General features: G+C 36.3%; 25 protein-coding genes, 3 pseudogenes and 1 riboswitch. Of the genes and pseudogenes, 12 read left to right on the plus strand and 16 right to left on the minus strand.

The genetic code is table 11. The annotated features are described in order from the left end of the window. The first annotated feature begins 53 nt into the window (after positions 1 to 53). On the plus strand, positions 54 to 413 hold the full coding sequence (locus A3GQ_RS27850) for an FAD-dependent monooxygenase (protein WP_211227728.1): 360 nt from the start codon (positions 54 to 56) through the stop codon (positions 411 to 413). Positions 414 to 524: 111 nt separating this feature from the next. On the opposite strand, the gene A3GQ_RS0112020 is transcribed toward A3GQ_RS27850, so the two are convergent. Beyond that, positions 525 to 788 (minus strand): hypothetical protein, encoded by a 264-nt coding sequence (locus A3GQ_RS0112020; RefSeq protein ID WP_028777261.1) that lies wholly within the window; start codon positions 786 to 788, stop codon positions 525 to 527. Between the two features lie 373 nt (positions 789 to 1,161). Between A3GQ_RS0112020 and A3GQ_RS0112025 the strand changes: the two genes are divergently transcribed. Beyond that, entirely contained in the window at positions 1,162 to 2,103 is a 942-nt protein-coding gene (locus A3GQ_RS0112025) for an aminoglycoside phosphotransferase family protein (protein ID WP_245596779.1), read from the plus strand. Positions 2,104 to 2,631: 528 nt separating this feature from the next. Here A3GQ_RS0112025 and A3GQ_RS26270 read toward each other — a convergent pair. The 4 genes and pseudogenes from A3GQ_RS26270 to fabF all read right to left on the minus strand — a co-directional run. Continuing rightward, positions 2,632 to 3,049: pseudogene (locus A3GQ_RS26270) on the minus strand (ABC transporter permease); the annotation flags it as partial. A 50-nt stretch (positions 3,050 to 3,099) separates the two neighbouring features. After that, positions 3,100 to 3,219: pseudogene (locus tag A3GQ_RS27005) on the minus strand (ABC transporter ATP-binding protein); the annotation flags it as partial. Between the two features lie 300 nt (positions 3,220 to 3,519). After that, entirely contained in the window at positions 3,520 to 3,762 is a 243-nt protein-coding gene (locus A3GQ_RS0112040) for a hypothetical protein (protein WP_028777264.1), read from the minus strand. A gap of 517 nt (positions 3,763 to 4,279) precedes the next feature. Next, on the minus strand, positions 4,280 to 5,518 hold the full coding sequence (fabF, locus tag A3GQ_RS0112045) for a beta-ketoacyl-ACP synthase II (protein ID WP_028777265.1): 1,239 nt from the start codon (positions 5,516 to 5,518) through the stop codon (positions 4,280 to 4,282). Positions 5,519 to 5,652: 134 nt separating this feature from the next. Here fabF and A3GQ_RS0112050 point away from each other — a divergent pair, with 134 nt between their 5' ends. The 4 genes from A3GQ_RS0112050 (at position 5,653) to A3GQ_RS0112065 (ending at position 8,931) form a co-directional block, all read left to right on the plus strand. Beyond that, positions 5,653 to 6,498, plus strand: a complete 846-nt coding sequence (locus A3GQ_RS0112050) for a helix-turn-helix transcriptional regulator (protein WP_028777266.1) — start codon at positions 5,653 to 5,655, stop codon at positions 6,496 to 6,498. Between the two features lie 125 nt (positions 6,499 to 6,623). Next, positions 6,624 to 7,517, plus strand: a complete 894-nt coding sequence (locus tag A3GQ_RS0112055) for a DMT family transporter (protein WP_028777267.1) — start codon at positions 6,624 to 6,626, stop codon at positions 7,515 to 7,517. A 79-nt stretch (positions 7,518 to 7,596) separates the two neighbouring features. Then, complete coding sequence (locus A3GQ_RS0112060; protein WP_028777268.1) at positions 7,597 to 8,082, plus strand: DinB family protein; 486 nt, start codon at positions 7,597 to 7,599, stop codon at positions 8,080 to 8,082. 15 nt (positions 8,083 to 8,097) lie between these two features. After that, positions 8,098 to 8,931 carry an aldo/keto reductase gene (locus tag A3GQ_RS0112065; protein WP_028777269.1) on the plus strand — a complete coding sequence of 278 codons (834 nt, stop codon included), beginning with the start codon at positions 8,098 to 8,100 and terminating at the stop codon, positions 8,929 to 8,931. Between the two features lie 65 nt (positions 8,932 to 8,996). On the opposite strand, the gene A3GQ_RS0112070 is transcribed toward A3GQ_RS0112065, so the two are convergent. Beyond that, a complete protein-coding gene (locus tag A3GQ_RS0112070) occupies positions 8,997 to 9,845 on the minus strand; it encodes an NmrA/HSCARG family protein (RefSeq protein WP_028777270.1) in 849 nt (282 codons plus the stop codon). A gap of 154 nt (positions 9,846 to 9,999) precedes the next feature. Here A3GQ_RS0112070 and A3GQ_RS0112075 point away from each other — a divergent pair, with 154 nt between their 5' ends. Then, positions 10,000 to 10,350 (plus strand): winged helix-turn-helix transcriptional regulator, encoded by a 351-nt coding sequence (locus tag A3GQ_RS0112075; RefSeq protein ID WP_028777271.1) that lies wholly within the window; start codon positions 10,000 to 10,002, stop codon positions 10,348 to 10,350. A gap of 163 nt (positions 10,351 to 10,513) precedes the next feature. Here A3GQ_RS0112075 and A3GQ_RS0112080 read toward each other — a convergent pair whose 3' ends face one another. The 6 genes and pseudogenes from A3GQ_RS0112080 to A3GQ_RS0112105 form a co-directional block, all read right to left on the minus strand. Beyond that, complete coding sequence (locus A3GQ_RS0112080) at positions 10,514 to 11,188, minus strand: TetR/AcrR family transcriptional regulator (RefSeq protein ID WP_051271668.1); 675 nt, start codon at positions 11,186 to 11,188, stop codon at positions 10,514 to 10,516. 272 nt (positions 11,189 to 11,460) lie between these two features. After that, positions 11,461 to 11,994, minus strand: a complete 534-nt coding sequence (locus A3GQ_RS0112085; protein ID WP_028777273.1) for a DUF4309 domain-containing protein — start codon at positions 11,992 to 11,994, stop codon at positions 11,461 to 11,463. Positions 11,995 to 12,227: 233 nt separating this feature from the next. After that, positions 12,228 to 13,136 (minus strand): DMT family transporter, encoded by a 909-nt coding sequence (locus A3GQ_RS25710; RefSeq protein ID WP_028777274.1) that lies wholly within the window; start codon positions 13,134 to 13,136, stop codon positions 12,228 to 12,230. 208 nt (positions 13,137 to 13,344) lie between these two features. Beyond that, positions 13,345 to 14,006 (minus strand): annotated as a pseudogene (locus A3GQ_RS28525) (DarT1-associated NADAR antitoxin family protein). 329 nt (positions 14,007 to 14,335) lie between these two features. Then, positions 14,336 to 14,491, minus strand: coding sequence for a type II toxin-antitoxin system antitoxin (locus A3GQ_RS27705; protein ID WP_169818288.1), 156 nt, complete (start codon positions 14,489 to 14,491; stop codon positions 14,336 to 14,338). Positions 14,492 to 14,504: 13 nt separating this feature from the next. Further along, entirely contained in the window at positions 14,505 to 15,368 is an 864-nt protein-coding gene (locus A3GQ_RS0112105; RefSeq protein ID WP_028777275.1) for an SPFH domain-containing protein, read from the minus strand. 574 nt (positions 15,369 to 15,942) lie between these two features. On the opposite strand from A3GQ_RS0112105, the gene A3GQ_RS0112110 reads away from it, so the two are divergent. After that, entirely contained in the window at positions 15,943 to 16,584 is a 642-nt protein-coding gene (locus tag A3GQ_RS0112110; protein WP_028777276.1) for a LemA family protein, read from the plus strand. Positions 16,585 to 17,389: 805 nt separating this feature from the next. Here A3GQ_RS0112110 and A3GQ_RS0112115 read toward each other — a convergent pair. The 3 genes from A3GQ_RS0112115 to A3GQ_RS0112130 form a co-directional block, all read right to left on the minus strand. Beyond that, positions 17,390 to 18,541, minus strand: a complete 1,152-nt coding sequence (locus A3GQ_RS0112115) for an aminotransferase class I/II-fold pyridoxal phosphate-dependent enzyme (RefSeq protein WP_028777277.1) — start codon at positions 18,539 to 18,541, stop codon at positions 17,390 to 17,392. 80 nt (positions 18,542 to 18,621) lie between these two features. Continuing rightward, a riboswitch (SAM riboswitch) is annotated at positions 18,622 to 18,732 on the minus strand. Between the two features lie 687 nt (positions 18,733 to 19,419). Then, positions 19,420 to 20,853 carry an IS4 family transposase gene (locus A3GQ_RS0112125; protein WP_028777279.1) on the minus strand — a complete coding sequence of 478 codons (1,434 nt, stop codon included), beginning with the start codon at positions 20,851 to 20,853 and terminating at the stop codon, positions 19,420 to 19,422. A 130-nt stretch (positions 20,854 to 20,983) separates the two neighbouring features. Then, positions 20,984 to 21,352, minus strand: a complete 369-nt coding sequence (locus A3GQ_RS0112130) for a hypothetical protein (protein ID WP_028777280.1) — start codon at positions 21,350 to 21,352, stop codon at positions 20,984 to 20,986. Positions 21,353 to 21,748: 396 nt separating this feature from the next. On the opposite strand from A3GQ_RS0112130, the gene A3GQ_RS0112135 reads away from it, so the two are divergent. The 4 genes from A3GQ_RS0112135 to A3GQ_RS27015 all read left to right on the plus strand — a co-directional run bounded on the left by A3GQ_RS0112135 (position 21,749) and on the right by A3GQ_RS27015 (position 23,573). Then, positions 21,749 to 22,084, plus strand: coding sequence for a YdgH/BhsA/McbA family protein (locus tag A3GQ_RS0112135; RefSeq protein WP_028777281.1), 336 nt, complete (start codon positions 21,749 to 21,751; stop codon positions 22,082 to 22,084). A 174-nt stretch (positions 22,085 to 22,258) separates the two neighbouring features. Continuing rightward, positions 22,259 to 22,480 carry a hypothetical protein gene (locus tag A3GQ_RS0112140; protein WP_028777282.1) on the plus strand — a complete coding sequence of 74 codons (222 nt, stop codon included), beginning with the start codon at positions 22,259 to 22,261 and terminating at the stop codon, positions 22,478 to 22,480. Between the two features lie 42 nt (positions 22,481 to 22,522). After that, positions 22,523 to 23,284 (plus strand): class I SAM-dependent methyltransferase, encoded by a 762-nt coding sequence (locus tag A3GQ_RS24270; protein ID WP_051271673.1) that lies wholly within the window; start codon positions 22,523 to 22,525, stop codon positions 23,282 to 23,284. A 118-nt stretch (positions 23,285 to 23,402) separates the two neighbouring features. Beyond that, complete coding sequence (locus tag A3GQ_RS27015; RefSeq protein WP_156877684.1) at positions 23,403 to 23,573, plus strand: ADP-ribosylglycohydrolase family protein; 171 nt, start codon at positions 23,403 to 23,405, stop codon at positions 23,571 to 23,573. A 358-nt stretch (positions 23,574 to 23,931) separates the two neighbouring features. On the opposite strand, the gene A3GQ_RS0112155 is transcribed toward A3GQ_RS27015, so the two are convergent. Then, positions 23,932 to 24,279 (minus strand): VOC family protein, encoded by a 348-nt coding sequence (locus A3GQ_RS0112155; protein WP_028777283.1) that lies wholly within the window; start codon positions 24,277 to 24,279, stop codon positions 23,932 to 23,934. Between the last annotated feature and the right edge of the window lie 104 nt (positions 24,280 to 24,383).

A 24,383-nucleotide genomic window follows, 5' to 3' on the forward strand; every position in this document is an offset into this window, starting at 1 on the left:
GATTTGCTCAGGATGCTCAAGATTTTCACTTCGATTCGATGAGTCAAATTATAATGGATCAATGGTCAATTGGCAGAACCGTACTTCTAGGTGACGCAGCATACTGTGGTTCACCTGCTTCAGGTCAAGGGACAAGCATGGCATTAGTGGGAGCTTATGTACTTGCTGGAGAACTAGCAGCCACAGACGGCGATTATCGTTCAGCTTTCGCACATTATGAGAGTAAAATGCGCAAGTATGTTGAGACGAATCAAAACTTAGCACTAGAAATCATTAATGATTTTATTCCAAAATCACGCACAGAGATCTTTTTCCGAAACCAAATGATTCGATTACTCCCTTATCTTCCAGGTAATGGTATTATTCTTTGGGAAGATGGCAAAACGTGTGGAACAAGCCGCCAATGCTATTGAACTCCAGAACTACAGTCAGGTGATAAAAAAATAGGGAGAACTAAGGCCCCTCAAAACAGGGAATCTTCACGAAGACCGTAAACTGGTCACCGCAAGTTTTCTAGGAGAATATCAAAATGGAGAACTATTTCGTACACCCTTGTTTGAAGCAATTTGTATAAAGATATGGCTGCTTATATCTCCATCATCCGAACTACCATCATTCCAACTGCCGTCACTACTATAATTTTGTTGGCTACTCCAAAACGAAGATAGAATTGGAACCAGCCCAGAAACTACTAGTGTAGGAATACCAACTAGCAAATATCCTCCTGAAACCAATTGAACTCCACTGATAGCAAAGATAAAAAAGCTCATGATGGATAACAAAAACATATTATCCCTCCAATCGAATATGAATTTTGATTATTCTATAAAATCATTATACTATAGTATAGAGATACGGATATTGGTTCTAGGCCTTAGTCAACAACCCCATGACTAAAGTCACGAGCTTGTAATTACCTATGGTAGTCCTAACGTTACGCCTAGTAGATACACTTCTATCCTAATTCCTAGTGAAACAACATTTGATGTTCACATCCTCCTAGCAGGATTGTAGCTGAAATACATGTTCATGATTCCTCTTATCCATAAGAAAAAGACCCTAATCTTCCTTTAGGGACTTTCATTTTATGTTCATTGGTACTTCTCCTAAATGAAGGATGGTAATAATAGAGTGTATAAAACATGGAAGTGAGTGATTTCTGTGAATTTGTTTAATGAAATAAATAAGGATTATTTAAAAGAAAAAATCCCTTTGCTTCGAAAAACTCAAATGATACAAATACATAAAGGATACTCTTCAGATCAAAAATTTATTTTGTTATCTAATAATGAACAGAAGGTTCTTCTTAAAATTTTCGATCTAAATAATTATAACCAAAAACAGTCCGAGTTCGATGTATTGAGCAAAATGGAATATTATGATGTTAAATCCTCTAGACCCATTATGTTAGGAAGATTAGAAAAAATAAATAAAGGTTACATGATTGTGTCATATATGGAAGGCAATGATGCGTCTGATGAACTGTCTAATTACTCCTACAAGAAACAATTTCAGATAGGAATGGATGCTGGAATAGAATTACGAAAAATGCATCAGCATAAAAGTCCTTATTTTATAAAACCTTGGTACGAACGAAAATTACAAAAACATCAAACATATATAGATGAATATTTGAAATCGGGAATTAAGATCAAAAATGACACAAAAGTACTATCTTTCATTGAAAAGAATCAAGAACTTATGAGAAATCGTCCAAATTCGTTTCAACATGATGACTTCCATGTTGGTAATATCATTTTAAAAGATGAAAAACTATCTGGAGTAATAGATTTTAATAGATTTGACTGGGGAGATCCCATCCATGAATTTATAAAAATAGGTATGTTCAGCAAGGAAATAAGTATACCATTTTGTATTGGTCAAATTTTCAGCTATCACAACCACAGTGATCCTCCAGAATTTTTTTGGAGATTATATTCGCTTTACTTAGCAATGTGTTTATTTTCCTCCATTGTATGGACTCTAAAAGTGGCTCCCACAACCTTGAGTGAAATGATGAATAGAATTTCTACTATTCTAGAAGATCATCAGTACTTTGCAAGTGTAAAACCAAAATGGTTTAAGGAAACTCCATTTATCTAAAAAAAAGAATGACTTGCCTAAATCCGTCTTTTTTCCATTCTGATTTTTTTGAAATGAAATATAAGCATATCTGCCATACTAAGGTACCACCTTTTAAACTCTAACAAATCAACCTCCCATACATCGCGTAGGAAGATTGATTTGTTATCTATTATACGAGGCTAAACTAGATCACTAGATATTGTAGTAGGCATGGTGACCGAGTTTCTACTCTAGTTAGTCATGTATTTACCATGATATGGTTCTGTTACCGATTTTGGTCCTTATAGTGACACCTACTTCTATACGCGGATTATTTTTACTGGATGACTACCTCTGTCCAGCATCCAAAGTTCAATTAAAATCACAGAAATCGGAAATAATCTTACGCACTAGAACATCTATGTATCCTTTATAAATGCAGATCAATTATTTTTTTGTCCAAGTAAGTGTTGACGATCCGCCTCATTTCCGTATTTGCCTTTGAATCTCATGTAACGAATCATCTCAGCGGCTGACTATTAATATGGCTAATGCCATAATGGTTACTTACCTTAACTGACGTTTAAATGCTTTATTGGCGAAGAAGTAAGCACGCCGATGCACCAGGCAAGCGCGATCCAGATACCGTTGCCAACAGATCCTTCATACAAGAGGGCACGGATCGTATTCACGATTGAAGTCACTGGCTGGTTCTCAGCGAACAAACGGACAATTTTAGGCATGGTTTCGGTGGGGACAAAGGCTGAACTGATAAACGGCAGGAAAACCAGCGGGTACGAGTAGGCTGTCGCCCCTTCCATCGACTTCGCTGTCAATCCAGGAATGACCGCCAGCCATGTCAGCGCCAGCGTAAACAGCCCGAGTATCCCAGCTACCGCGAGCCAATCTAGGATATCTGCACTGGAACGGAAACCCATCAAGTGACAGTAAGCGCATTGGAAACAAGTGAGGTCCACAGCTGCGCATGATGTTGCGCATTAAACGCCCTAGTAAAACCCCTGTTTTGCTTTTCATTTACATCTCCTCCTTTTTGCTGATGATTGCGAGGAAAATCTCCTCTAATGTCGGCTGCTTCTCAATGTACTCCACTTTCGCTGGTAGAAACATCTCTTTGAGCTCAGTAAGAGTACGGTAAAACAAGATCGACAACCCCTGCTTGAATAGTCCGTCAGATAGATTCCATTATATGGTTAAGTTGTCCCTCAGTTGCATGCTGGTTCTGGGCCTATTAAGCCCCTCTACCTGTTTCGTATTTTTGGATGGTCTGATAGAACGTATTTTTCTTTAGCCCAAGCTCTTTCATAAAATGAACGGCTGTTATTTCTTCTGCTTTCCTACCTTTTCAAACGACCTAAACATAACAAAGCCACCAGCAATGGTGGCTACTTTTCATATTTGGGGTCGAGACAACTGGCTGTCGCCTCGACTTTTGGTTCAGTTCGGAAGGGATTCCAGCGCTTTCTCGTAGGCATCACGTGGTTTAGGAAGGTACCCGTAATGGAGAGTGTAGCTCAATCCCATTTTGGCTGCCTTGGTAGCCATCGCATTGTAGAGTGACATGGCTTTATTCATGTAGTAATCTCGAATCTCTTTACGATTACTAGCATGTGCCAGAATTTTCGCAACACCAGCCTCAAGAACCTGCTGTTGCTTGTCATCCAGATCGTCAAGATTCATTCGACTCTCCATTCATCGCAGAACCAACTTTGCTTATAGAATAGCATATTTCGCCATCAATTGGCGGCTTTTTCTTTGTGATTGATCCACATATCAAACTGCATTATCTTTAAATGAGAGTATCGCTCCTATCTGGTTGAACGATACCAAACCTCAGAAATGAGGAATCATGATTATTCAGGACAGGGCCCAATGGCAACCCCGACTTCACCACTTATCCTAATGGAGTCCAATACTGGAAACAGGGTCTTCATGTTACCTATATGCAATTTCCTGGACCTGATGGACGTCTTATTGAGCAAACCTCGGAGGGAAAGACGGTCTACTGGACTGACCTGAGATGGATCTAGTAAATATCATTTAATCTTCCAATTCATTTATTCTCTATCTTTTTTATTTCGGACGAGTTTTTGTTTGAAATTACAGTAAGATATTTTAATCTAATACAATTGTTTATACTGTAACGTATTATATAAATAATTCTGTTTGTAAAACAAACATGTTTGCAATTAGTTTATCATTCAAACCTTTTCAAAATTAAAACCGCATTGTGTCCACCAAATCCTATAGAATTGGACAAACCTATTTGGACTTTTGCCCTCTTTGCTTTATTTGCTACATAATCCAAATCGCAGTTAGGATCTGGGTTATTTAGATTTATGGTTGGTGGCACTACATTTTCTTGCAATGTTTTTATGAGCGCTACAGCCTCTACCCCGCCCGCTGCACCTAGCATGTGCCCAATCATAGATTTAATCGCACTAATAGGAACATCATATGCTTGTTTTCCTAATAACTTCTTAATTGCTAATGTTTCGGAATGGTCTCCTACTGGAGTACTTGTTGCATGTGCATTGATATGATCGATATCGGAAATGGAAATAGCAGCATCCTTCACTGCCTCTTTCATCGCTCGATAAGCTCCTAATCCTTCCCTATCTGTTGCTACCATATGATAAGCATCTGACGAAGCACCATAACCAATAATTTCTGCATAAATAGTGGATACTGTTCTTTTCCTTGCATGCTCCAAAGATTCTAACACCAGAATACCAGCTCCTTCTGATGCAACAAATCCGTCTCTATCTCTATCAAATGGACGACTAGCCTGTGTTGGATCTTCATTCCTAATAGATAGAGCTTTTGCATTCCCAAAGCCTGCAAGTGCTAAATCAGTAATCGCAGCTTCTGCTCCACCAGCGATGACAATATCCGCATCCCCTCGTTGGATTAACTTAAACGCTTCTCCAATCGCGTTATTGCTCGTAGCACAAGCAGAAACATGGGCTAAAGTAGGACCTTTCAATCCATGAAGAATACTCACTTGAGCACTTGCCATATTGGCGATCATCATTGGTACCATAGCTGGATTTACACGTGCTGGACCTCGATTAAGCATTGTTTTGTGATTTTCCAATATGGTTTGTATTCCTCCTATACCAGTACCAATATATACACCTACTCGTTCCCTATCTACTTTATTGAATTGTAACTTAGCATCCTTAATAGCTTGATTGGCTGCTGTAACTGCAAATTGACAATATCTATCCATTTTTCTAGCATCTTTTTTACTCATTTCATACATCGGATCAAAGTCTCGTACAAAACCCGCTATTTTCGTTTGAAACAATGAAGTATCAAAAGTATCAATCTTAGAAATTCCAGACTGTCCTTCTAACAAATTAGTCCAGAATGAGTTTACATCGTTACCAATTGGTGTAACAACACCCATACCTGTCACGACCACACGTTGCATTATTTATCCCTCATTTCACATTCTTTTTATTATCATTGCATGTCGTAATATCCTATTACAAGTTGCAGGTTATCCTAGTATAATGAATGCTAGTATCGAAATAAACAGTTTATGGCTATAGGAGTTGATAAAAAATGAATGGAGACATTCGTTTGAAAGCGCTATCTGATTTTTTAGTGACACATAGAGCTAAATTACAACCTCATGAAGTCGGATTACCATCCATTGGCCGCAGGCGTACACCTGGATTAAGAAGAGAAGAAGTTGCTCAACTTGCTGGCATAAGTACAACTTGGTATACATGGTTAGAACAAGGAAGAGATATTACTGTCACAACACCTGTCTTAACTGGTATTGCTTCTGCACTTCAACTGAATGAAGAAGAGAAAAAATATTTATTTATGTTAGCGTTAGACCAAAATACATTACTAGATCAAGAATTAAGTAGTACAGTTAGTCCAGGTATAAAACTAATCCTTCAAGAACTAAATTATTTCCCCACTATTGTGTCAGACCGAAGATGCAATATCACTCACTGGAATCCAGCTGCATTAGCTGTTTTTCTTGATTTTGAAAAAATACCTCTTGAGGAAAGAAATATGATTTGGCTGCTTTTTACTAGAAGGGAACTAAAAGCATTGGCAGTTAATTGGGGGGAATTTTCTCGTGGATTTCTCTCGCTATTTCGCTCTTACTATGGGAAATACATGGGAGATTCTTGGTATAACACATTCATCAAAAAAATGGAAGCAAAAAATGCAGAATTCACTTCCTATTGGCATCACAATGATGTAAGTTCTTCACCTGAAGTGTTTATTGAGTTTCGTCATGCAAAAGCAGGAAAAATGTTATTTGATCTCTCCTCATTGGATGTAAAAGGGGAAACCGATTTGCGATGCAGTATATTTACACCATCTGATGATGAAACAAATATAAAAATGAGAAAAATGATGAAAAGAATAAATGAAATGAATAGATGAACTCAGCAATACTACCCTTATTCAGAATATAAATATTTAAAAATAAAATATTTTATAACAATCTACGAATTCATCTTCTAATATGGTATTCTAATATGAGTTTTTGAAAAAAGGAGGTAGAAAGAATGCTCAAACGCTTTCTGCCAGAATTCACATTGATCTCCATAAGCTTTATTTGGGGTATAACCTTTGTTGTCGTTCAAGATGCCATCCAAGAACTGCCTCCTTATTCTTTTCTTACACTTCGGTTTTTGATAGCTTTTCTTCTTCTGTGGTTGATAAACAAGCTTTTTATCAAACAAAAGATTTGGAATAAGACTGCAATCAAAGCGGGGATGGTGGTAGGATTTTTCCTGTTTCTTGGATTTGCATTACAGACTTTTAGTCTACTGTACACTACTTCAGGTAAATCTGGATTTTTCACAGGCATGAACGTTGTATTTGTTCCTTTTGTTACTTTGTTATTTTTTAAGCAAAGGATCAAAACCCCCACCTTAATTGGAATATTTTTCGCTGTCATCGGACTTTATTTTCTTTCCGGTTCTATTGTAGGTATGAATTTTGGGGATATTCTTGCGCTCGGCTGTGCAGGTGCCTTTGCAATTCAAATAGCTTGTAATGGATATTTTTCCAAGCAAGTACCCACCTATTCTTTTGTACTATGGCAATTGCTCACTGTAACCGTATGTAGTGGAATATTAGCTATTTTTTACGAGTCTTTTCATCCAACTGTTTTACTAAAACCTGTTGTTTGGTCTGCAGTATTAGTAACTGCTGCACTTGCTACCGTCTTCGCATTCGTAGCTCAAACGATTGTTCAAAAGAAAGTTATCTCCTCAAGAGTCGCCATTATTTTCACATTAGAGCCAGTTTTTGCGGCATTAGGTGATTATTTAGTAAATGGCATCACCCTTTCAGGATTTGAACTTATAGGCTGCACCACCATTATTATCGGAATCTTACTGGCAGAAATCCCTTGGAAAACAAAGAAAAAAGAACCAGCTATTACCCTTGAATAAGGAGTAGCTGGTTCTTTTCTACTGGTAAATTGGATACTTCTGTTTTAAAAAACTATAATGGAAAAAAAGGGGATATTATATGTACACACATAATGAAGTCAGAAGGAACATCTGGAAAAATGTCAAACCATTGTCAGATCAACAACTCAATCAATCCGAGTCAACTGACCGGTGGAGCATTGCTCAGATTTTAGATCATCTACTTATAATAGAAAACTTTATCACCAAAAAAATAAAAGACACACTGGATGTACCCACTCCACCACCAATCAATAAACCCATCCATTTAACACTCAATCGATCAAGGAAAATAAAAAGCCCGACAACAGTAAGTAATGACTTTCAAACTTTGCAATCCCTGCAAAAAAAATTAAATGCCTCTCGGTATTCTTTTGAGTCACTTATTGAGCAAATGACACAAGAACAATTGGAACAAAAATCAATAAGTCATCCTGTATTTGGTGATCGAATGAGTCTCAAACAATGGATTGAGTTTGTAGGTTTACATGAACAAAGACATTTAGAACAAATCAAAGAAGTCAAAGCAAACTTACGATTCCCTTAAATAGGAGGAATTCATATGACATTTTCAAATATATTTTCTACTACTACTTTAGCTAATGGAGTCAAAATGCCTTGGTTTGGACTTGGAGTATATAAAATTCAAGAAGGAGATAATATGCTTTCCCTATTACACCATGCAATGGAACTAGGATATAGAAGTTTTGATACAGCATCTTTGTATCAAAACGAAGCTGGATTAGGGAAAGCAATCCAAACTTCCATTATTCCAAGAGAAGAATTATTTATTACCTCTAAGGTATGGAATACAGATCAAGGGTATGAGGAAACTCTGGCTGCATTTGATGCAAGTATGGAACGTCTTGGATTGGAATATTTAGATCTCTATCTGATACATTGGCCTGTCCCACATCAATACAAAAATACTTGGAGAGCACTCGAAAAACTCTATAGCGAACAGAGAGTACGGGCCATTGGGGTAAGTAATTTTCACATTCACCATCTCCAAGATGTCATGCGTGATTCTAATCTGAAACCAATGGTAAATCAAGTAGAATATCATCCAAAACTCACCCAAGTAGAGTTGAGATCTTTCTGCAAACAAGAAAACATCCAACTAGAAGCATGGTCTCCTTTGATGAGAGGTAGACTCCAAAATAATCCAACATTAAACCAAATTGCACAGAATCATAACAAAACTATTGCGCAAGTGATTTTACGTTGGGATCTACAAAATGAAGTTATTACCATTCCTAAAACATCCCATGAATTGCGTCTAAAAGAAAATGCCGATATTTACGACTTTGTTCTAACGGATAAAGAAATGGAAATAATTCAGGCACTCAATGAAAACCAAAGGACTGGTAAAGATCCTGATAACTTTCAATTCTAAGGGAAGAGTAGAAAAATAAAACAGCCGGATCCTATATAACCGGCTGTTTTTCATGGATCAATCTTTTAAAATTGCAAATCCGATTGTTGTAACCATGCATCAAAACTCAAAAACCGTGGATTGCTTTGGCGCAGAAATTCCATATCCGATTGATAACCTTCCTTTATAAAGAATTTCGTAGCTTTGATTCCATCATGCTCATGTGTTGATGGAGGAGGTGAAGTTGGATATTCTACTGAGATTCCGAAATACTTACTTATTTTTTCTATGAGTTGTGTAACGGATAATTCATCTCCGGCGATGTCAAATGATTTTCCAATAAATTGGTTTGGATGATTAAAGGCCTTCAAAGTAAAAATTCCAATATCTTGTACTGCAATCATTTGAATTTTGGTTTCAAGAGCCCCTTTATAAGGCAATATCATTTTATTATTCACTTTTTGGAGAGTAAATCGAAAATTTTCCATAAACATGACAGGTCGTAGAATAGTTGCTGGTAGATCAAGTGAGTGTATGTACTGTTCTATTTTTCCCTTATTTTCAAAAGATGTTATCCCTGTATTGCGATTTGCACCAGAAGCAGAACTGTATACAAAATGAGATACACCAGCTGATTTCGCATAATCAGCGATATATTTCCCATGACGCAATTCTTTATCTAGATCTTCTATATCCAATCCCTGCACACTAAAAACACCATAAACATTCCTCATTGCATCCTTAATAGTAGTAGGATTGTCTAAATCACCTTGTACAATTTCTATACCTTGTTGTTGAAGTAACCGTGCAGATGCTTTATTGGGATTACGGACCAGTGCACGAACATTCCACTCATTTGATACTAGTTGTTGTGCAACTGCACCTCCTTGTTGTCCTGTAGCCCCTAACACTAAAATGGTTTTGGATGATTTCATTTTTAATCTCCTTATGATTTTATTTATTTAAAAAAGAAATTCGCTCCTTTATTGATATTGTAAATATCGCAGTTTACTATTAAAAGAAAGCAATATTTTTATACATTATTTCAATTAATAAACTAACTATATTTTCGTAAGGGAGATTATCATCATGAATCCCAATTTAGAAGAAGAACAATGTCTTTTTGCAATCCATCATGCAACTCATGTTCTTGGAGGCAAGTGGTCATTCTTAGTTCTTGGTCAACTTTTTTGCAATGACTCCCAACGCTTTAATCAACTACGAAGAAAATTAGGTAACATCAGCACAAAATCTTTAACTGACACACTACGTCATTTGGAACAAAATGAAATTATAGATCGTAAAGTGTTCCCTACTGTACCTGTAACAGTTGAATATTCTTTAACTGATAAAGGGAGAGATTTCAAGAGGGTAATTTCTGAAATGCGTTACTGGGGACAAAAGTGGGGACATAATAACCAAACGCATCATATTTTGTAACAAACCAATCATTTGCTCTATTTGTATTGCTAACTGCATTGTCCGGACAATGTGATATAAAATAAAAATGAACCGATTATATTTGTGTAGTCGGTTCATTTAGTCTGCATGATCTTTCTAATCAAAAGGCTACGATTCGTATTAACTGTAGCCTTTTGTATATTTATGATGTTTCCTTCCTTTTTCCACTTATACCATGAAGCAACAGTTCAATCGTCCATTTTATTTCCTCTTGTTGTTCTCCTACGAGTAAAAAGTCAGGCACTACATTTTTTGCAAATAAAAAGCCAAATACTTGAGACATAATCCCTCGTATCAACACGCGATTTGGTAAATCTGATCGTACTTTTCCAGTTTTTTTTAGATGATCCACTTTTTTTGATACTGTATCAATCACATCTTTTGCAATTTGTTCCTTTAATGCATCTCTTAAATCAGGATGAAATAAACTTTCCACGATAACTATTCGTATCGTTTTCCAATTGTTCTCAATTAAAGTAGCTCTATCTTTGATTAGATCAGACAAAATATCTTCTATTGTTTTATCTTGATCCAAGATCTCAATCAAGGTATTTAAAATAAAAGGACTAGCAAACTTAGAAAGAATCGGAATGACTAAGCGGAAAAGTAATCCTTTCTTTGTTCGATAATGTTTAAATATCGTAGCTTCTGCTACACCTGCTAACTTCGCGATTTCACTAGTGGTGGTACCGTTATATCCTTTTTCTGCAAACAACTGAATAGCTGACTCTAAAATTTTCTTTTGCTTATCTGTAAGTTTTTTTTCGTCTAAATCTATTTCATGCTGATTTGCTAATTCTTCAATCCAACTTCCCATATTCTCACCTACTAAGTGTTACATCTTCTTCGATATTATTGATGATATCATAGAAAGAAAAAGTTGATAAATATATCGCTAAGGGCATTAAATTCAGTCAATCTATATTTGATTTAGCACGGAATTTATGAGGAGTTTGGTTCGATCACAACTAGAAAACAGTATAAAAGACATAATTAACGTTCGTATTTGGCACACGCACAAACAAATTAACCGCCAATTGATGGCGGTTAATTTGTTTGTGCGAAGTCCAATTCGGTTTGTCTTACTTCTTACCACACTACAAGATTAACTAATTCCAATCTATCTTTTTTCTCTGTTACATTAGTCCAATGAATATCAATTTCATTTTTACCTGCTTTATACGTTTCATAAACTTGCCCAGCACCTTGATCGTGTTTAATCGGTTTGCCCCATGCTTTTTCAACTTCATCATGTGATAGGGCAAGAATACGTTTATCCGTTGTTGTTACACTTGTTACTATACCTTTGTAAACGAAAAAACTAACTCTACGTTTTTCATAAGTAATTTGTTCTTGTTCATCTCCAGTACTTTCAGTAGAATCTGGTTTTCCCCATTTTCTCAAAATATCTTTTTTCTTGGAACCTAGGCCAAAATGTTCACTGTTGATCACTTTTCCTTGAGCTGCCAAGTTGCGCGTTTGGTCAAGAGTTTGTTTATGTTCGGAAGATTTACCGCTATCATGTTGAGAAGCAGCATACACATTTGGAATAGATGCAGTGATTGGTATGATTACCCCAGCTAAAAGAGTAGTAGTAAGCAACGTTTTTGCTATTTTTTTCATAAAAGTATCTCCAGCCTTTTCATATAATGAAATATAACATATCTTCTATATATTCATAATACTATGTATACAATGAAAAATGATTATATAAAAGTTAATAAATTGAAAACAGACTGTTATAATTTAATCAACTTCTCAACTTAAGTACAAAAGCGAAATGTGAGGCCATATGCAAATATTTTACATATAAAGAAAGGGCATGGAGAGAAAATTTAATCTCTCCATGCCTAAAGTTATGCTTTTTCTTTATCAGAGGCAAAATAGTTAACTAACCAAACACCAAATACAATAATAATTGAAGCGGCAAATTGGATCTTAGTAAGAATATCTTGTAATAACCATGCAGATAAAATCACTCCTGAAACGGGAGAGATATAACTAAATATAGAAGTCCGTCCTGCCCCTATCGCTTGTATTCCAATCAAATAAAACCAATTAGCTAACGTTGTAACAATGATGGAGAGATAAAGTAGATAAAACCAAAAATGGAGGCTAAGTTCATGAAACTCTACTTTATTTATATCAGGTAAAGAACAAAGAAATAGAAAGAAAGATCCAATTAATGTGGTGTATGTCGCAACAACCAAAGGATCAATTTTTTGCAATACATTTCTGCTAAGCAAAGTATACAATGCACCACAAATAGCTGTAGACAAAAACAAAAAATCACCAAATAGTCGTCCATAACTAAAATGATTGTCAAAGCCAATGACAGAGAAGAAAGTAATTGTTCCAATAAATGCAAGGACTAAACCAACTAGTTGTTTGTTGGTTAAGCTCTCTTTCAGAAAGAAATAGGCAAGCATAATCGTGATAAAAGGAATCATGGAATAGATGATAATGCTACTATCGGATGCATGAGAAAAGTACAATCCCCAATTGGTGAACAAGGAATGAAAAGTGATTCCAATCAAACCTAGAGCAGAAAGGTACAAAAATTGAGTTTTATTTAAGATAAGCTGTTTTCTCCGTTTTGTAATCATAACAAATAGAAATAAAAACACGGCAGCTATACCATACCTTAAAAAACTTGCTACATTAGGTGGTACTGATTCGATGAGTATTTTGGTTACTACCTGTGAACTTCCCCAAAGGATATTGGTTATAATTAAAATAATTGTCGCAAATGTGGAATTTTTCACACAACTAACCACCCATTAATGTCATTTTTTTCGTGATGTTTATGGCTTGATAAGTGTAAATTGAAATTCTTCTTGAATAAAATTCATATCGGAATCTCGTGATACTAAAGCCAGTTGATATTCCATCGCTGTTGTAATGATTAAAGCATCTGGAGTTTTTAACTTACGACCTTTTTCTTTTTGTTCCGTCGAAGATGCCCCACTCTACCTATATCCTATCCATTGCGTTACCACAGATTTCAAAATAATTCTGAGTAGAAGTTAATACGTAATCTAACAAATCTAATTGATATAGCGATACGTAGAAAGCGGCTGCCTTTGCTTGACAGTTTATGGATTTGTTTGGATTAAACTCGAGATCTGTAAAAGCTTGAAATGTCAATACTTGCTGACGTAACATTTCATGGGAAGTAAGTACATGTAGAAACAGCCAATCATAGAATAACGTTTTGGGTTCAAAAGGCCACTTTCGATGCAAGTGTTGAAAATAAAGGAGTTTACCACTGTTTTTCAATCGTATATCCTTCTTCGCTTCTCTGGAAGTCCGTTGAAGTAAATCCATGTATGGACCTCCATTTTGCTTGATTGAAATGCAACTTCTACACTGCATTCTGTCTGGTTCTCTATTTGCATCATGAGATTAAATGCACTTAATGAAATGCCAGTTTCGCTTTCCGATTTACTTGATATCTCTAAAACATCCATTGATTTGTATTTTTGGTTGAAATTTTTATGTAAGGATTGAATCGATCTTTGTTTCTGTTTTATTGAAAATCCCGGATACCATTCAAAATCAATGTTCACAACATGAACAAAACCATCTTTTTTTGGATCTGCAATAAATACGGGTCTCTGTGCAGGGAGACACACTGATTTTTAAAGACAATAACGTCAAAACAGAAGATCAAAAAGCGTTCATCTATCATTGCTGAACACTTTTTTTAAGGGCATTACTTTATTTAACATTTTTCAAATTGGGGCAGTTCAAATTCCTTACTAAAAATTGACAAGATGTTTTTTCTAACGATTCATGGATGGACTAATTATCGATACTTAAAAATTTGCCCTTGTTTTTCAATCGTAACCTCCTGTCATCAATTGTGAAAAAAGTAACATGTAATAAAAAATGAACCGATCCAAAACAAAATCGGTTCATTTTTTTGCGATCACAGTACCCTCCGAAGGAATGGATAGAAAACTTATTCTTTTTTCATTCTCCCTGCTTTTTTTGCCGCTTCTTTTAAGACAATCTCTATTTGGGCATTTACACTTCGCAATTCATCCTGTGCCCATTTTTCCAGTACTTCATATAGTTTTGGATCAATCCGCAGTGGAAATGCTTTTCGTTTATTCATTTACGACACAACCTTAATAAATGCTTCCTGTATTGATAATAGGTTGTGTTCCTTTCTCAGAAACAATGGCAACCATCAGGTTATTCACCATCTGTGCTTTTTTCTCTTCATCCAACTCCACAATTTCTTGTTCTTGAAGTTGATCAATTGCTGCTTTTACAAGCCCTACTGCTCCATCAACTATTACTTTACGAGCAGACAAAACAGCATTCGCTTGCTGTCTCTGAAGCATAGCAGAAGCGATTTCGGAAGAATAGGCCAGATGCATAATCCTCGCTTCAATAATATCAACACCGGCAACATCCATACGCTTTTGTAAATCATGAACGAGAACCTCTGCAATTTCATCACTATTTTGCCTTAAAGTGAGGATGTTTTCGCCTTCCTTTTCGTATGAATCATAGGCATATCTACTTGCAATATGACGAATTCCTGTTTCACTTTGAATTTGAATAAATCGTTCATAGTTTTCAACATCAAATAAAGCTTTTGCTGAATCATTTACTTTATAAACTACCACTGCAGCAATTTCAATTGGGTTTCCTTCTAAATCATTCACCTTTAATCTTTCACTTGTAAAGTTGGTGACCCGTAGCGATACGCTTCGTTTAAAGGTGAAAGGAATCGTTGCCCACAATCCTTGATCACGAATGACACCTAAATATGTGCCAAAGAATGTCAATACTTTGGCTTGATTTGGCTGTACAATTGTTAAACTTGTGGCAATAATCAGTCCTAAAATAAATACCACTATCCCACCTACTTTCCCCCCTAAAGAAAAGCCATTTATCAGTAAGTAAGCTCCACCAACAAAACAAAGTAGTGAAATGACTAGTGCTGCATAACCATTCATTTTATAAATTGATTTTTCGTTCAAATTAATCTCCCCTTGATATAAAAATGATATCACTTTAATATCATTGTATGGCAATTATGAAACAAAGTAAATACATTATTCGTTTATGTTTCCATCATTTTTATGAGGAAATAGGGCATATCATAAAATACTTCATCCAACGAAGGAAACGAAAAGTGAAGTAATTACTAAATACCAATAAAACCCCCTTTATCTAAAAGAAAAGGGGGTTTCGCACAGTCAAAGACTGTGGGACATTTGTATATTCATTATATTGATAAAACTTATTAGTCAACAATTGTATAGGCGCTCTAAAGTTGCTCGAATTTGATGCATATCTTGTGAAGACAATTCTAAAATCCTGTCTCTTTGATTTTTTCTATAGTTAGTCTCCTTCTCTGTGTTCTTTTTCGTCACATATAGACGTGCTATAGACAAGTATACAATCTTTTTTGTCTAAGAATTTTTGTGTTATCAAACATTTTATAATAAATATTAAATTAGACATAAAAATCGATAAATACCGAATATATTGCAAGTAATTATATTATAAAATAGTAGAGTTATATATTTACCAATGGAGAGGAACTCAAAAATGAAAGTAATTAAAGAGAGAACTTATACTAAGAAACTCCTATCATTTATTATTGGAGTAGTGATTGGTTTGTTTTTCTATTTATTCATTGTAGCGATGTTTATTAGTAGTGAAGAGATACCTGATAAATATGCTATTTTAGCGCTTGTGCTTTCCTTACTAACCATGGTCATTTATTCCCTCACAAGCGAATTTAACTATTTGAAGCAACTGGAATTTACAATGAGCTCTTTGCTTAGCAACATCACAGTCTATAAAAAACGTGAAAAGGAGTTGGCATCCAAAGCTGAAGAAGTTATTGTTAAATTTTTGAAACATGAAAGTGATATTCAGAAATCTATAGCAGCTTCACGCAGTGGCACAGAAAAAGTAGCAGATGAATTAGAAAATTTATCGTTAACTAATTTGAAAGTAACTGTTGAGAACTACCCTAATTTAAAATCAGACAAGCACATTTCAACTATACTTAATCAAATTGAGGAATCACAAAACACTATTTTGGAATCCAAATTGTTATACAATCAATATGTCACTTATTACAATTCGACGATCTATAGTTTCCCGGCAAATATCTTTTCTGGTATTTGGAAATTGAAGCCTTCCGCTTTTTATGAAGATCAGATTGATAATGATATAAACTAGTAGTTTTCCGTAAATTCTGAAGAGATACCTGCTCAGGTATCTCCTTTTTATTCTCTATTACAACATATTATTGAAATTTGCATCACTTACTTTTATAGATGATTCAACAATAGCCTTTTGTCATCATTCCTAGAGAGGGAGAAACATCTTTACGTATGTATCTGTATGGCAATGAAAAAATAGTGAAATTAGATAAACTAGTAGATTCCTCTCCATGGATAGACCTTTTTTAATGTACTAGGTATGAAAGCTTATAGCGACAGGCGCAATTGGATTTTCAAGCAAATCGTCATCTGACAAAGGAAAATTATTATTTGAATATCTAGTAAATGAAATTGAAAAGACTGTACTTGAATTTATCAAAACATAGTGTTGGTTGATTTTAGCAGATTGAACCATCGTATAATTTTTGTATTTATAAAAATCGTACGTTTTATATAGTGCATAGAGCTGCCTTTGGCTCTTTTGCTTTTTTATAAAAGGGACTAACATGTTGTTTGTCGTATTCCTCATATCGGGAAAAAATCAGGAGGGATCATCATTTCATTCATAGTGTGTCTGTAAGGATGAGAGCCTCTATTATTGAGATTCTTTTGTTTTGCTCGAATTTTGACCCCTCTTGACATATTCATGTTTAATTCATTTTCAGATTTAGAAAGCCATTCTCACCCTTGAAGTTCGAAAAACGACTATATCTGAATTATCCTAGGTGTTTGATTTTAAGCTCTAGGCTATATTTTAACTGGAGTTACGAGTTTAACAGAAAGAGCCTCTCTATCTGATCTCTAGATTCTATTCAACTCTATCAAGGTTGTTCAAGTGCAAATGCTAAGGCTTGTTCCAAATCAGAACGCAGATCATCTACATGTTCAATTCCAACGGATAAACGGAGCAAACGGTCACATACTCCTACTTTTAAGCGAATCTCTTCTGGTATATCCGCATGTGTTTGTGTGGCTGGATAAGTAATTAAACTTTCTACACCACCTAAGCTTTCTGCAAAAGTAATCAATTCTAATCTATTCAAAAACGGCCGAATAAGATTAGCATCAGCTAACCGAAACGAGAGCATACCACCAAAGCCATTGGCTTGTTTCTGATGTATGTCTCTTTCCGTCTCATCTAAAGCCGGATAAAAAACTTCTCCATTGATCAAAGGATGTTTCCGAAGAAATTCCGCCAATTGCCAAGCATTCTCTTGGTGACGATCCATACGTAAAGCAAGTGTTTTCATCCCTCTCATCAACAAATAACAATCATGAGGACTCAAACATGCTCCGATAGCATTATGCAAATATTTCACTCGCTCTGATAGTTCATTTCCTTTAGTTACGACCAAACCAGCTAGTATATCATTGTGACCACCCAAATATTTGGTTGCACTATGAACAACCACATCAACACCCAATTCTAGAGGACGTTGGTAATATGGAGTTAGAAATGTATTATCCACAATGGTTAAGATGTCATGTTTTTGAGCTAAATGACAAAGTGCTTGTAAATCTGCTACCCTCATCAATGGATTAGTAGGTGTCTCAATAAAGAATGCTCGTGTATTTTCTTGAATCGAACCTTCTACCTCTTCTATATTACGCAAATCAACATAAGAAAAGTGTAAACCATAACGACGAAGGGTCTCCTCAAACAATCGATACGTACCACCATATAAATCAAGGGACACAATCAAGTGATCTCCTTGTGAAAATAATCCCATGACAGTTTGGATTGCTGCCATTCCAGAACTACAAGCAAAACCTGCATCTCCTCGTTCTAATTTCGCAATACTCTCTTCTAGAACATCTCTGGTAGGATTAGCTGTTCGTGTATAATCATAACCTGTACTCACTCCTCCAACATGCTCATAAGCAGTTGCGTAGTAAACTGGAAAATTAATTGCTCCTGTCTTTGATTCTTTCCGAGTACCAATCTGTGCTAATTCTGTCTCCATTTTTTTCATTCACTCATCCCCTAACTGTTTGATCGCATCAAAAAACCTCTTCTCCTAAGAGAAGAGGCTGATAGTAGGCGCAGCTTCCTCTCTTATCTTTCAGGAATCCTTGTTCCTGCAGGAATTGGCACCTTATTGATAGATAATCAATTGGTTGCCGGGCTTCATCGGGCCAGTCCCTCCGCCACTCTCGATAAGAGAAATAATCTTGATATAGAATTGAATTACTTAATTACTCTCATTTTAGCATACATACTATTTTACCATCAAATTAAATGATAGTATGTATAAATTGACTTTGGATGTTTATTTATGGATTGGTTTAATGGTTTCTGTTGCAAACTTGTTTAATATTCCAACTTTGATTTACTCATATTTTGTGTTATTTTTTTGCAGTTACATATATGGACATATGTGTTTCAACAGGTGGTTTAGGTTCAGTAACTCTTACTCGATGCCACCCTCCTTTAGATTTTGCATCAAGAAAAAAAGATCCTCCATTACAATGAATTTTAGTGCTATCCATTGTAACCCAATTGTTCCCATTAAAGTATTGGAGAAAGCCCGATTGAATATGTTTTTTTGCATTCGTACAGTGCAAATATACATGAATGGCTTCATCTTTAGGAATTTTGAATGATGATGTATTATAGTATGAAGTATAAGTAACACGTTTATCATGGACTACCTTTTCAGCTGCCCATGTTTCCCCATAAGATGAAAATAGACAAATCACAGACAAAATCGCCACCAATAGGGGTAGAACCCCATGTCCATCAAGCTAAGGGAAATGAATGATGAAATATAAGAATGAGCGTACATGAGCCTTGGGTATCTTGGAAAGGAAGGCACATCAAACAAGCCTTACCTAGGCTTGTTTTTGAAAATTATGCTACTTTCGAAGTCGAAATGGTATACCCATAGACAACACCCAAAATGTCAAAGACCGTCTTTTTCTTGTATCGATGAGATTTTCGCCCATTTTTTCCTAGCAGGTGGAATAGGCGAAGCAGGATCTGTGTATATGCTTGGGTGTTTTCCTGTTGGATAGCTTGATGAAACAATGGGAAATAAGTTTGAATCATGTAAAATGCTTTATATTCGCTTAATTCTTGCTGCTTTTTACGTAGCAAAATCTCTCGCATCCGAAACAAAGTAGAGGAACAGAGGAGGATCGCGATGAGTTGTCCATACAAGTGACACTCTAACCGTTCCTTTTTTACCCCTTTGCATCGATCCATTTGAAAAAACGACTTCCATGTTTTAAACACGATTTCGATCTGCCAACGCAGAGAATAGAGATCATGAACACACTCCTTGGGAACAATCTCCCAAGCAATGTTGGTGATATAGACATTGATTCCAGTTAGTCGCTTGCTTTTCTCTGAATACTTCACTCCTTTTTTCTTCTCTTTATAGGCTTGGTCTTTTCGTCTTTTCTGTACTTGAGTTTCCGTCAATCGATACAAAATAACGCGAGCAGGTAGCTTTTTATCCCTTCCGATGTAAGTGTCTTGGATTTCCACGGTTTCTTCAGGTTGCATGCGGTTCATAATCTCTTCTAGATCCAGCGGGAGATACTCCGTTTGTTTCTTCAAGGTTCCATCTTGAAAATATGCTGGTTCTGGATTCTTTTGATAGATTCGATTGTTTAACTTTAAACGGGATATATAAAAAGCACCTCGCTGATCCATCTGATCCAAATCCTCTAACGAAAAGTAACCCAAGTCTCGTATACACAAGTCTCCGGTTCGAAGGGTAGATAAACAGGAAGTACCAAAGGTTTTGTCATTCTTTTTTCCAGCTCCAACGTCCAAATTTAAAAACTGTCCACTATGTAAGTCATATTCCAATTGGATTTTTACGCCAGCCGTATGACTACAGCCTCCTGCGCCTGGATAATGTTCTGCTAAGGAATCTGGAACTTGGAACGTAGTCGAATCGAGGATCCGAATCCGTAGAAAATGATCGCGATAGGCACTTGGAATGGCACTTGCTGTGTCTAGTTCTGCTTTCAGTAGACGGGCAAAGAGTTCTTGAAGAAAGGTAACTGCATTTTCGTTCAAACGTTGGTTCAGTCCTTCTGCGCTTATGCTGATTCCTGTTGTAACTTCCAACTCACTGCATAACTGAGTCAGAGATGTGCTGGCTAAGTTGTGACTCAACCAAACACATAAAGTCACCAAATCTTGCCCACGATACTTGCTCGTTCGTTTCACAAATTCGGTTGCTCTTGCCAACTGTTCGACTTCCGTAGGAGAAAGATATTTTTGCAATACCTGTGAAAACAAATGAAGTTCTTCTTGGGTGGATAGATTCACAAAAACACGCCATCCTTTCCTTTTTCAATCCTTAAAGAAAGAATAGCGCGTGTTTTTTTTGTTTTGAAGAAATTTAAAATTGTGTGGCGCGCCTTCTGAATCTATGTTCAGATGACGCGCCCACATCACTTTACAGCGATCGGAGGAAGTCCTCAACGCTCGTGTGCGACGCAGGAAGGAAAGAATTCTCCGGATTATCCGGAAAGATCCTGGCCACCGCTCCTTGGCCCACGAGTTCCACAGGGAACGCATGAGCGTTGCTGGCGCAGTCGACGAAGGTAGTACCTACATCGGCCTTGGGCTCCACATCCACATTCAGATTGGGCCCCTCGATCTGAAGCCGATTGATTTCGAGTACACTGATCCGTGGGTCTGTATCCTTCCGATTGATCGGGAGAACCTGCCCCTCGATGGTCACAGTGGTGGTTTCACCGTACTTGACGACCAGCCTCCTGTCATCGATGTAGGTCACGTTGAGGTGCGTCAACTGCTGATCCACGATGGTTCCCCTTCCAGGTGAGTGATGTGTTGGCTGTTACAGTAATTCAATATTACCATATAAATCTAATAACTCACAGGCGGTTTAACATACCCTTGGAGTAAAGGGAGTTTTTCAGCTTGTTCCCCTTTCTCGGTGGGATGTGCAAAAACACCACAAATCTTACAGAAAGAATAGCGTGTTTTTTCGTTTTGGGGACTATTTTGTTTTTAGCTTGATGGGCATGGGGTTCTGCCCTTATATGGATGTTTATGATAAAAGTAGTAATAACTTGATTCATTAAAACTGAAACTTTACTCGCTTCATAATTTTTTTTTACTTATGATACAATCATTTAAGGAAATTATACTTGGTTAAAATCATAATTAGACAAACATACGAGAGGTGAGACCATCTATGAACAAAATCGTATCCATCTTCATTTCATTTGTGCTTATTTTCCTACTTACAGCCTGCTCTGCTCTTTCGTCTCCTCCGAAAGACAAACCAACCTCTTCAAAACAAACAAAGGAATTACCAAAGAAGCGTAGTGATGAGGCGACTATTCAACAGTTAAAAAGTGTATCCAGTTTCGTATTTCAAACTGCATCTAAAATTCAGCATAAGTATGACGCTTTACAGGCTAGATACTCTGCCGAAGGAACCAAAATCCAATCCGTTTTAGAAGATGCGGCGGTAGGAAAGCGAGTAAGTTCAGCAAGACTAGGAGAGTTTAACACGACGTTTGCGTAATGGAAAACCTCATATACGGAGTTAATTCATTTAGAAGAAGAATTATCCACATATAATCAACAAGGGATCGCATTAGCGAATCAATTAATCAATGATAAAAATAAAAAATTATCCCTTCAATTTTATCGGAATTTAGCGAAGCATTCGGATGCATGGAACAAGTATTTATCTACTATGATCGATTACGCTACTATTTTGCAGAATGTTGCTAATGAATATCCTAAAACAAGTAAGGATATATCTTCTGATCCAAGAGTAATCGCAATAGGAAGTAAAGTGAATGAGACATTAATGACAGTGAATGAGGTAGAACAACCACTGAAAGATGCCTATGAGCCATTTGTGAAACAGGTTTTAGGAAACTCATTCGCAAATGGAGAATCTCCGATTTTTTAGCAGCAATCGCATTACAATATTGCTATAGATAGAGGGCGTACAATGAAACAAAAAGAATATGCATTGGTCAAACAAATTTCGATGGAGGATCATGTTTATCAGCAAGAATCAGTCGCTTCCCTCTTTGATCATATGTCTAAAACTTATGGTATTGCCAACTACATGTGTTCATTTGGGTTTATTGAGCGATGGAGACATGCATGTATTCAGTATCTTCCTACAAAATCGTTGCAGGGACATGGAGTCGATTTGATGAGTGGGGGTGGAGAGCTTTGGGATTCGATTGCGAAGAAAATGACGGACCAAGGTTCGTTAACTGCTATTGATCTGAGCAATGAAATGAATCAAAAAGCGATCCAAAACAAACAAAAGCATAAATTTCCCATACAACTTCTAGACGAAGATGTGTTAAACCCTCAACTAATAAAACCAAATTCTCTTGAGTTTATTGTTAGTTCATTTGGGTTGAAAACGTTTTCTATTGACCAGCAGCAACAACTAGCAAGTAATATCAATAGGTGGTTAAAACCAGGTGGATCATTTTCTTTTATCGAAATGACTACTCCTACTTCTCGTCTATTAAAGTTTTTATATATGTTTTATCTTCGATATGTTATCTCGTTTGGTGGATGGTTATTTACGGGAGATAAGAGTAGCTACAGTATGCTAGGCAAATATATTTTGCTCTTTGGTCAAGGAGATCATTTTTTGCAAGCCTTACAAAAAGAAGGGCTTGTATTAACGAAACATCGTTTATTTTTTGGCTGTGCTACTTGTTATTCTGGGTATAAAAAGGATTTATAGGCATTTATTTTTTGTTATCATCTTAATGTTCGATATTTTAATGATAGAGTTGATTATGGGAGTGGTGAAATGAAACGAGAGCAAATACTAGGTGGGTTATATGGATTGTTGATAGGAGATGCGGTTAGGGGTTCCCTATGAATTTCATCCAGCTAATCAGTTGCCACCTAGCGAACAACTAGAGATGATTTCACCCCAAGGTTTTAGTCGAGCTCATGCTTCGGTGCTTCTAGGAACTTGGTCAGATGATGGAGTACAGGCATTGTGTTTATTGGATTCATTGGTTTAGTGTAAGAGGGGTACGGCTACATAGCCATCAAACTAAGCAGTTGCCAAATCTAAATATAAAGAATGAGTACTTTTTCTGAGGATGTTCAGGAAGAAGCGGGCTCATTTTTTTGTTTTGGGGGGTATTCATGTTTCTTAGCTTGATGGGTATGGGGTAGAACCAGCAAACGAACGACGAACCCTAATTTGACCAATAAATGGAAAACGACTTGATTCCTAAAAGTCCCAGTGACAGGGTTCCTACCATAGACCGCAAAGTATAATTGTATTTATCTATTTCTCTTAAAGTTATAACATGAAGTAAAGCCAGATTTCGTAGCAATGGGTCTGCCTTGAAAAAGGCTTTGCTTCTTCTCAAATTAAAGATCACCAACAATATTTATAATATTTCCTTCTGAATCAACAAATGAAGCAAAAACCATCCCAATTTCAGGTATTTCAGTTCTTTCTTTTACTATTTCTCCTCCAGATTTCCTTATTTTTCCCATCATGTGATTTACATTATCAACTCTTATCACGAGTCTTGGGTGTTGCATCCCCTCGTTGCGTTCAGCGATTTCTCCGTTTATAGCACCCAACAATGTTTTGTTTACGTACATTTCTTCTGGGCTCCAGCCAAAAACCTGGTGATAAAAGTTCCATGCTCGCTCCATATCTTCTGCGGGTAGTTGAAACCAAGTTACCTTGTTAACAGGAATATTATTCATATTGACTTCTCCTCCATTCAATCAATGGCTTACTGTATTATTATAAAAGATCAACACTGACAAAGTATGTCAGTATAAAAATCAACTTTTCTATATTTAGAATA

The sequence above is a fragment of the Shimazuella kribbensis DSM 45090 genome (genome assembly GCF_000428065.1).
GTDB lineage: Bacteria > Bacillota > Bacilli > Thermoactinomycetales > Thermoactinomycetaceae > Shimazuella > Shimazuella kribbensis.

What these genes read in the sequence shown, in the direction of transcription:
- A3GQ_RS27850 (WP_211227728.1), top strand. Translation starts at nt 54, where the DNA reads ATGGATCAATGGTCAATTGGCAGAACCGTACTTCTAGGTGACGCAGCA.
- A3GQ_RS0112020 (WP_028777261.1), bottom strand. Translation starts at nt 788, where the DNA reads ATGTTTTTGTTATCCATCATGAGCTTTTTTATCTTTGCTATCAGTGGA.
- A3GQ_RS0112040 (WP_028777264.1), bottom strand. Translation starts at nt 3,762, where the DNA reads ATGAATCTTGACGATCTGGATGACAAGCAACAGCAGGTTCTTGAGGCT.
- fabF (WP_028777265.1), bottom strand. Translation starts at nt 5,518, where the DNA reads ATGCAACGTGTGGTCGTGACAGGTATGGGTGTTGTTACACCAATTGGT.
- A3GQ_RS0112050 (WP_028777266.1), top strand. Translation starts at nt 5,653, where the DNA reads ATGAATGGAGACATTCGTTTGAAAGCGCTATCTGATTTTTTAGTGACA.
- A3GQ_RS0112055 (WP_028777267.1), top strand. Translation starts at nt 6,624, where the DNA reads ATGCTCAAACGCTTTCTGCCAGAATTCACATTGATCTCCATAAGCTTT.
- A3GQ_RS0112060 (WP_028777268.1), top strand. Translation starts at nt 7,597, where the DNA reads ATGTACACACATAATGAAGTCAGAAGGAACATCTGGAAAAATGTCAAA.
- A3GQ_RS0112065 (WP_028777269.1), top strand. Translation starts at nt 8,098, where the DNA reads ATGACATTTTCAAATATATTTTCTACTACTACTTTAGCTAATGGAGTC.
- A3GQ_RS0112070 (WP_028777270.1), bottom strand. Translation starts at nt 9,845, where the DNA reads ATGAAATCATCCAAAACCATTTTAGTGTTAGGGGCTACAGGACAACAA.
- A3GQ_RS0112075 (WP_028777271.1), top strand. Translation starts at nt 10,000, where the DNA reads ATGAATCCCAATTTAGAAGAAGAACAATGTCTTTTTGCAATCCATCAT.
- A3GQ_RS0112080 (WP_051271668.1), bottom strand. Translation starts at nt 11,188, where the DNA reads ATGGGAAGTTGGATTGAAGAATTAGCAAATCAGCATGAAATAGATTTA.
- A3GQ_RS0112085 (WP_028777273.1), bottom strand. Translation starts at nt 11,994, where the DNA reads ATGAAAAAAATAGCAAAAACGTTGCTTACTACTACTCTTTTAGCTGGG.
- A3GQ_RS27705 (WP_169818288.1), bottom strand. Translation starts at nt 14,491, where the DNA reads ATGAATAAACGAAAAGCATTTCCACTGCGGATTGATCCAAAACTATAT.
- A3GQ_RS0112110 (WP_028777276.1), top strand. Translation starts at nt 15,943, where the DNA reads ATGAAAGTAATTAAAGAGAGAACTTATACTAAGAAACTCCTATCATTT.
- A3GQ_RS0112115 (WP_028777277.1), bottom strand. Translation starts at nt 18,541, where the DNA reads ATGAAAAAAATGGAGACAGAATTAGCACAGATTGGTACTCGGAAAGAA.
- A3GQ_RS0112135 (WP_028777281.1), top strand. Translation starts at nt 21,749, where the DNA reads ATGAACAAAATCGTATCCATCTTCATTTCATTTGTGCTTATTTTCCTA.
- A3GQ_RS0112140 (WP_028777282.1), top strand. Translation starts at nt 22,259, where the DNA reads ATGATCGATTACGCTACTATTTTGCAGAATGTTGCTAATGAATATCCT.
- A3GQ_RS24270 (WP_051271673.1), top strand. Translation starts at nt 22,523, where the DNA reads ATGAAACAAAAAGAATATGCATTGGTCAAACAAATTTCGATGGAGGAT.
- A3GQ_RS27015 (WP_156877684.1), top strand. Translation starts at nt 23,403, where the DNA reads ATGCGGTTAGGGGTTCCCTATGAATTTCATCCAGCTAATCAGTTGCCA.
- A3GQ_RS0112155 (WP_028777283.1), bottom strand. Translation starts at nt 24,279, where the DNA reads ATGAATAATATTCCTGTTAACAAGGTAACTTGGTTTCAACTACCCGCA.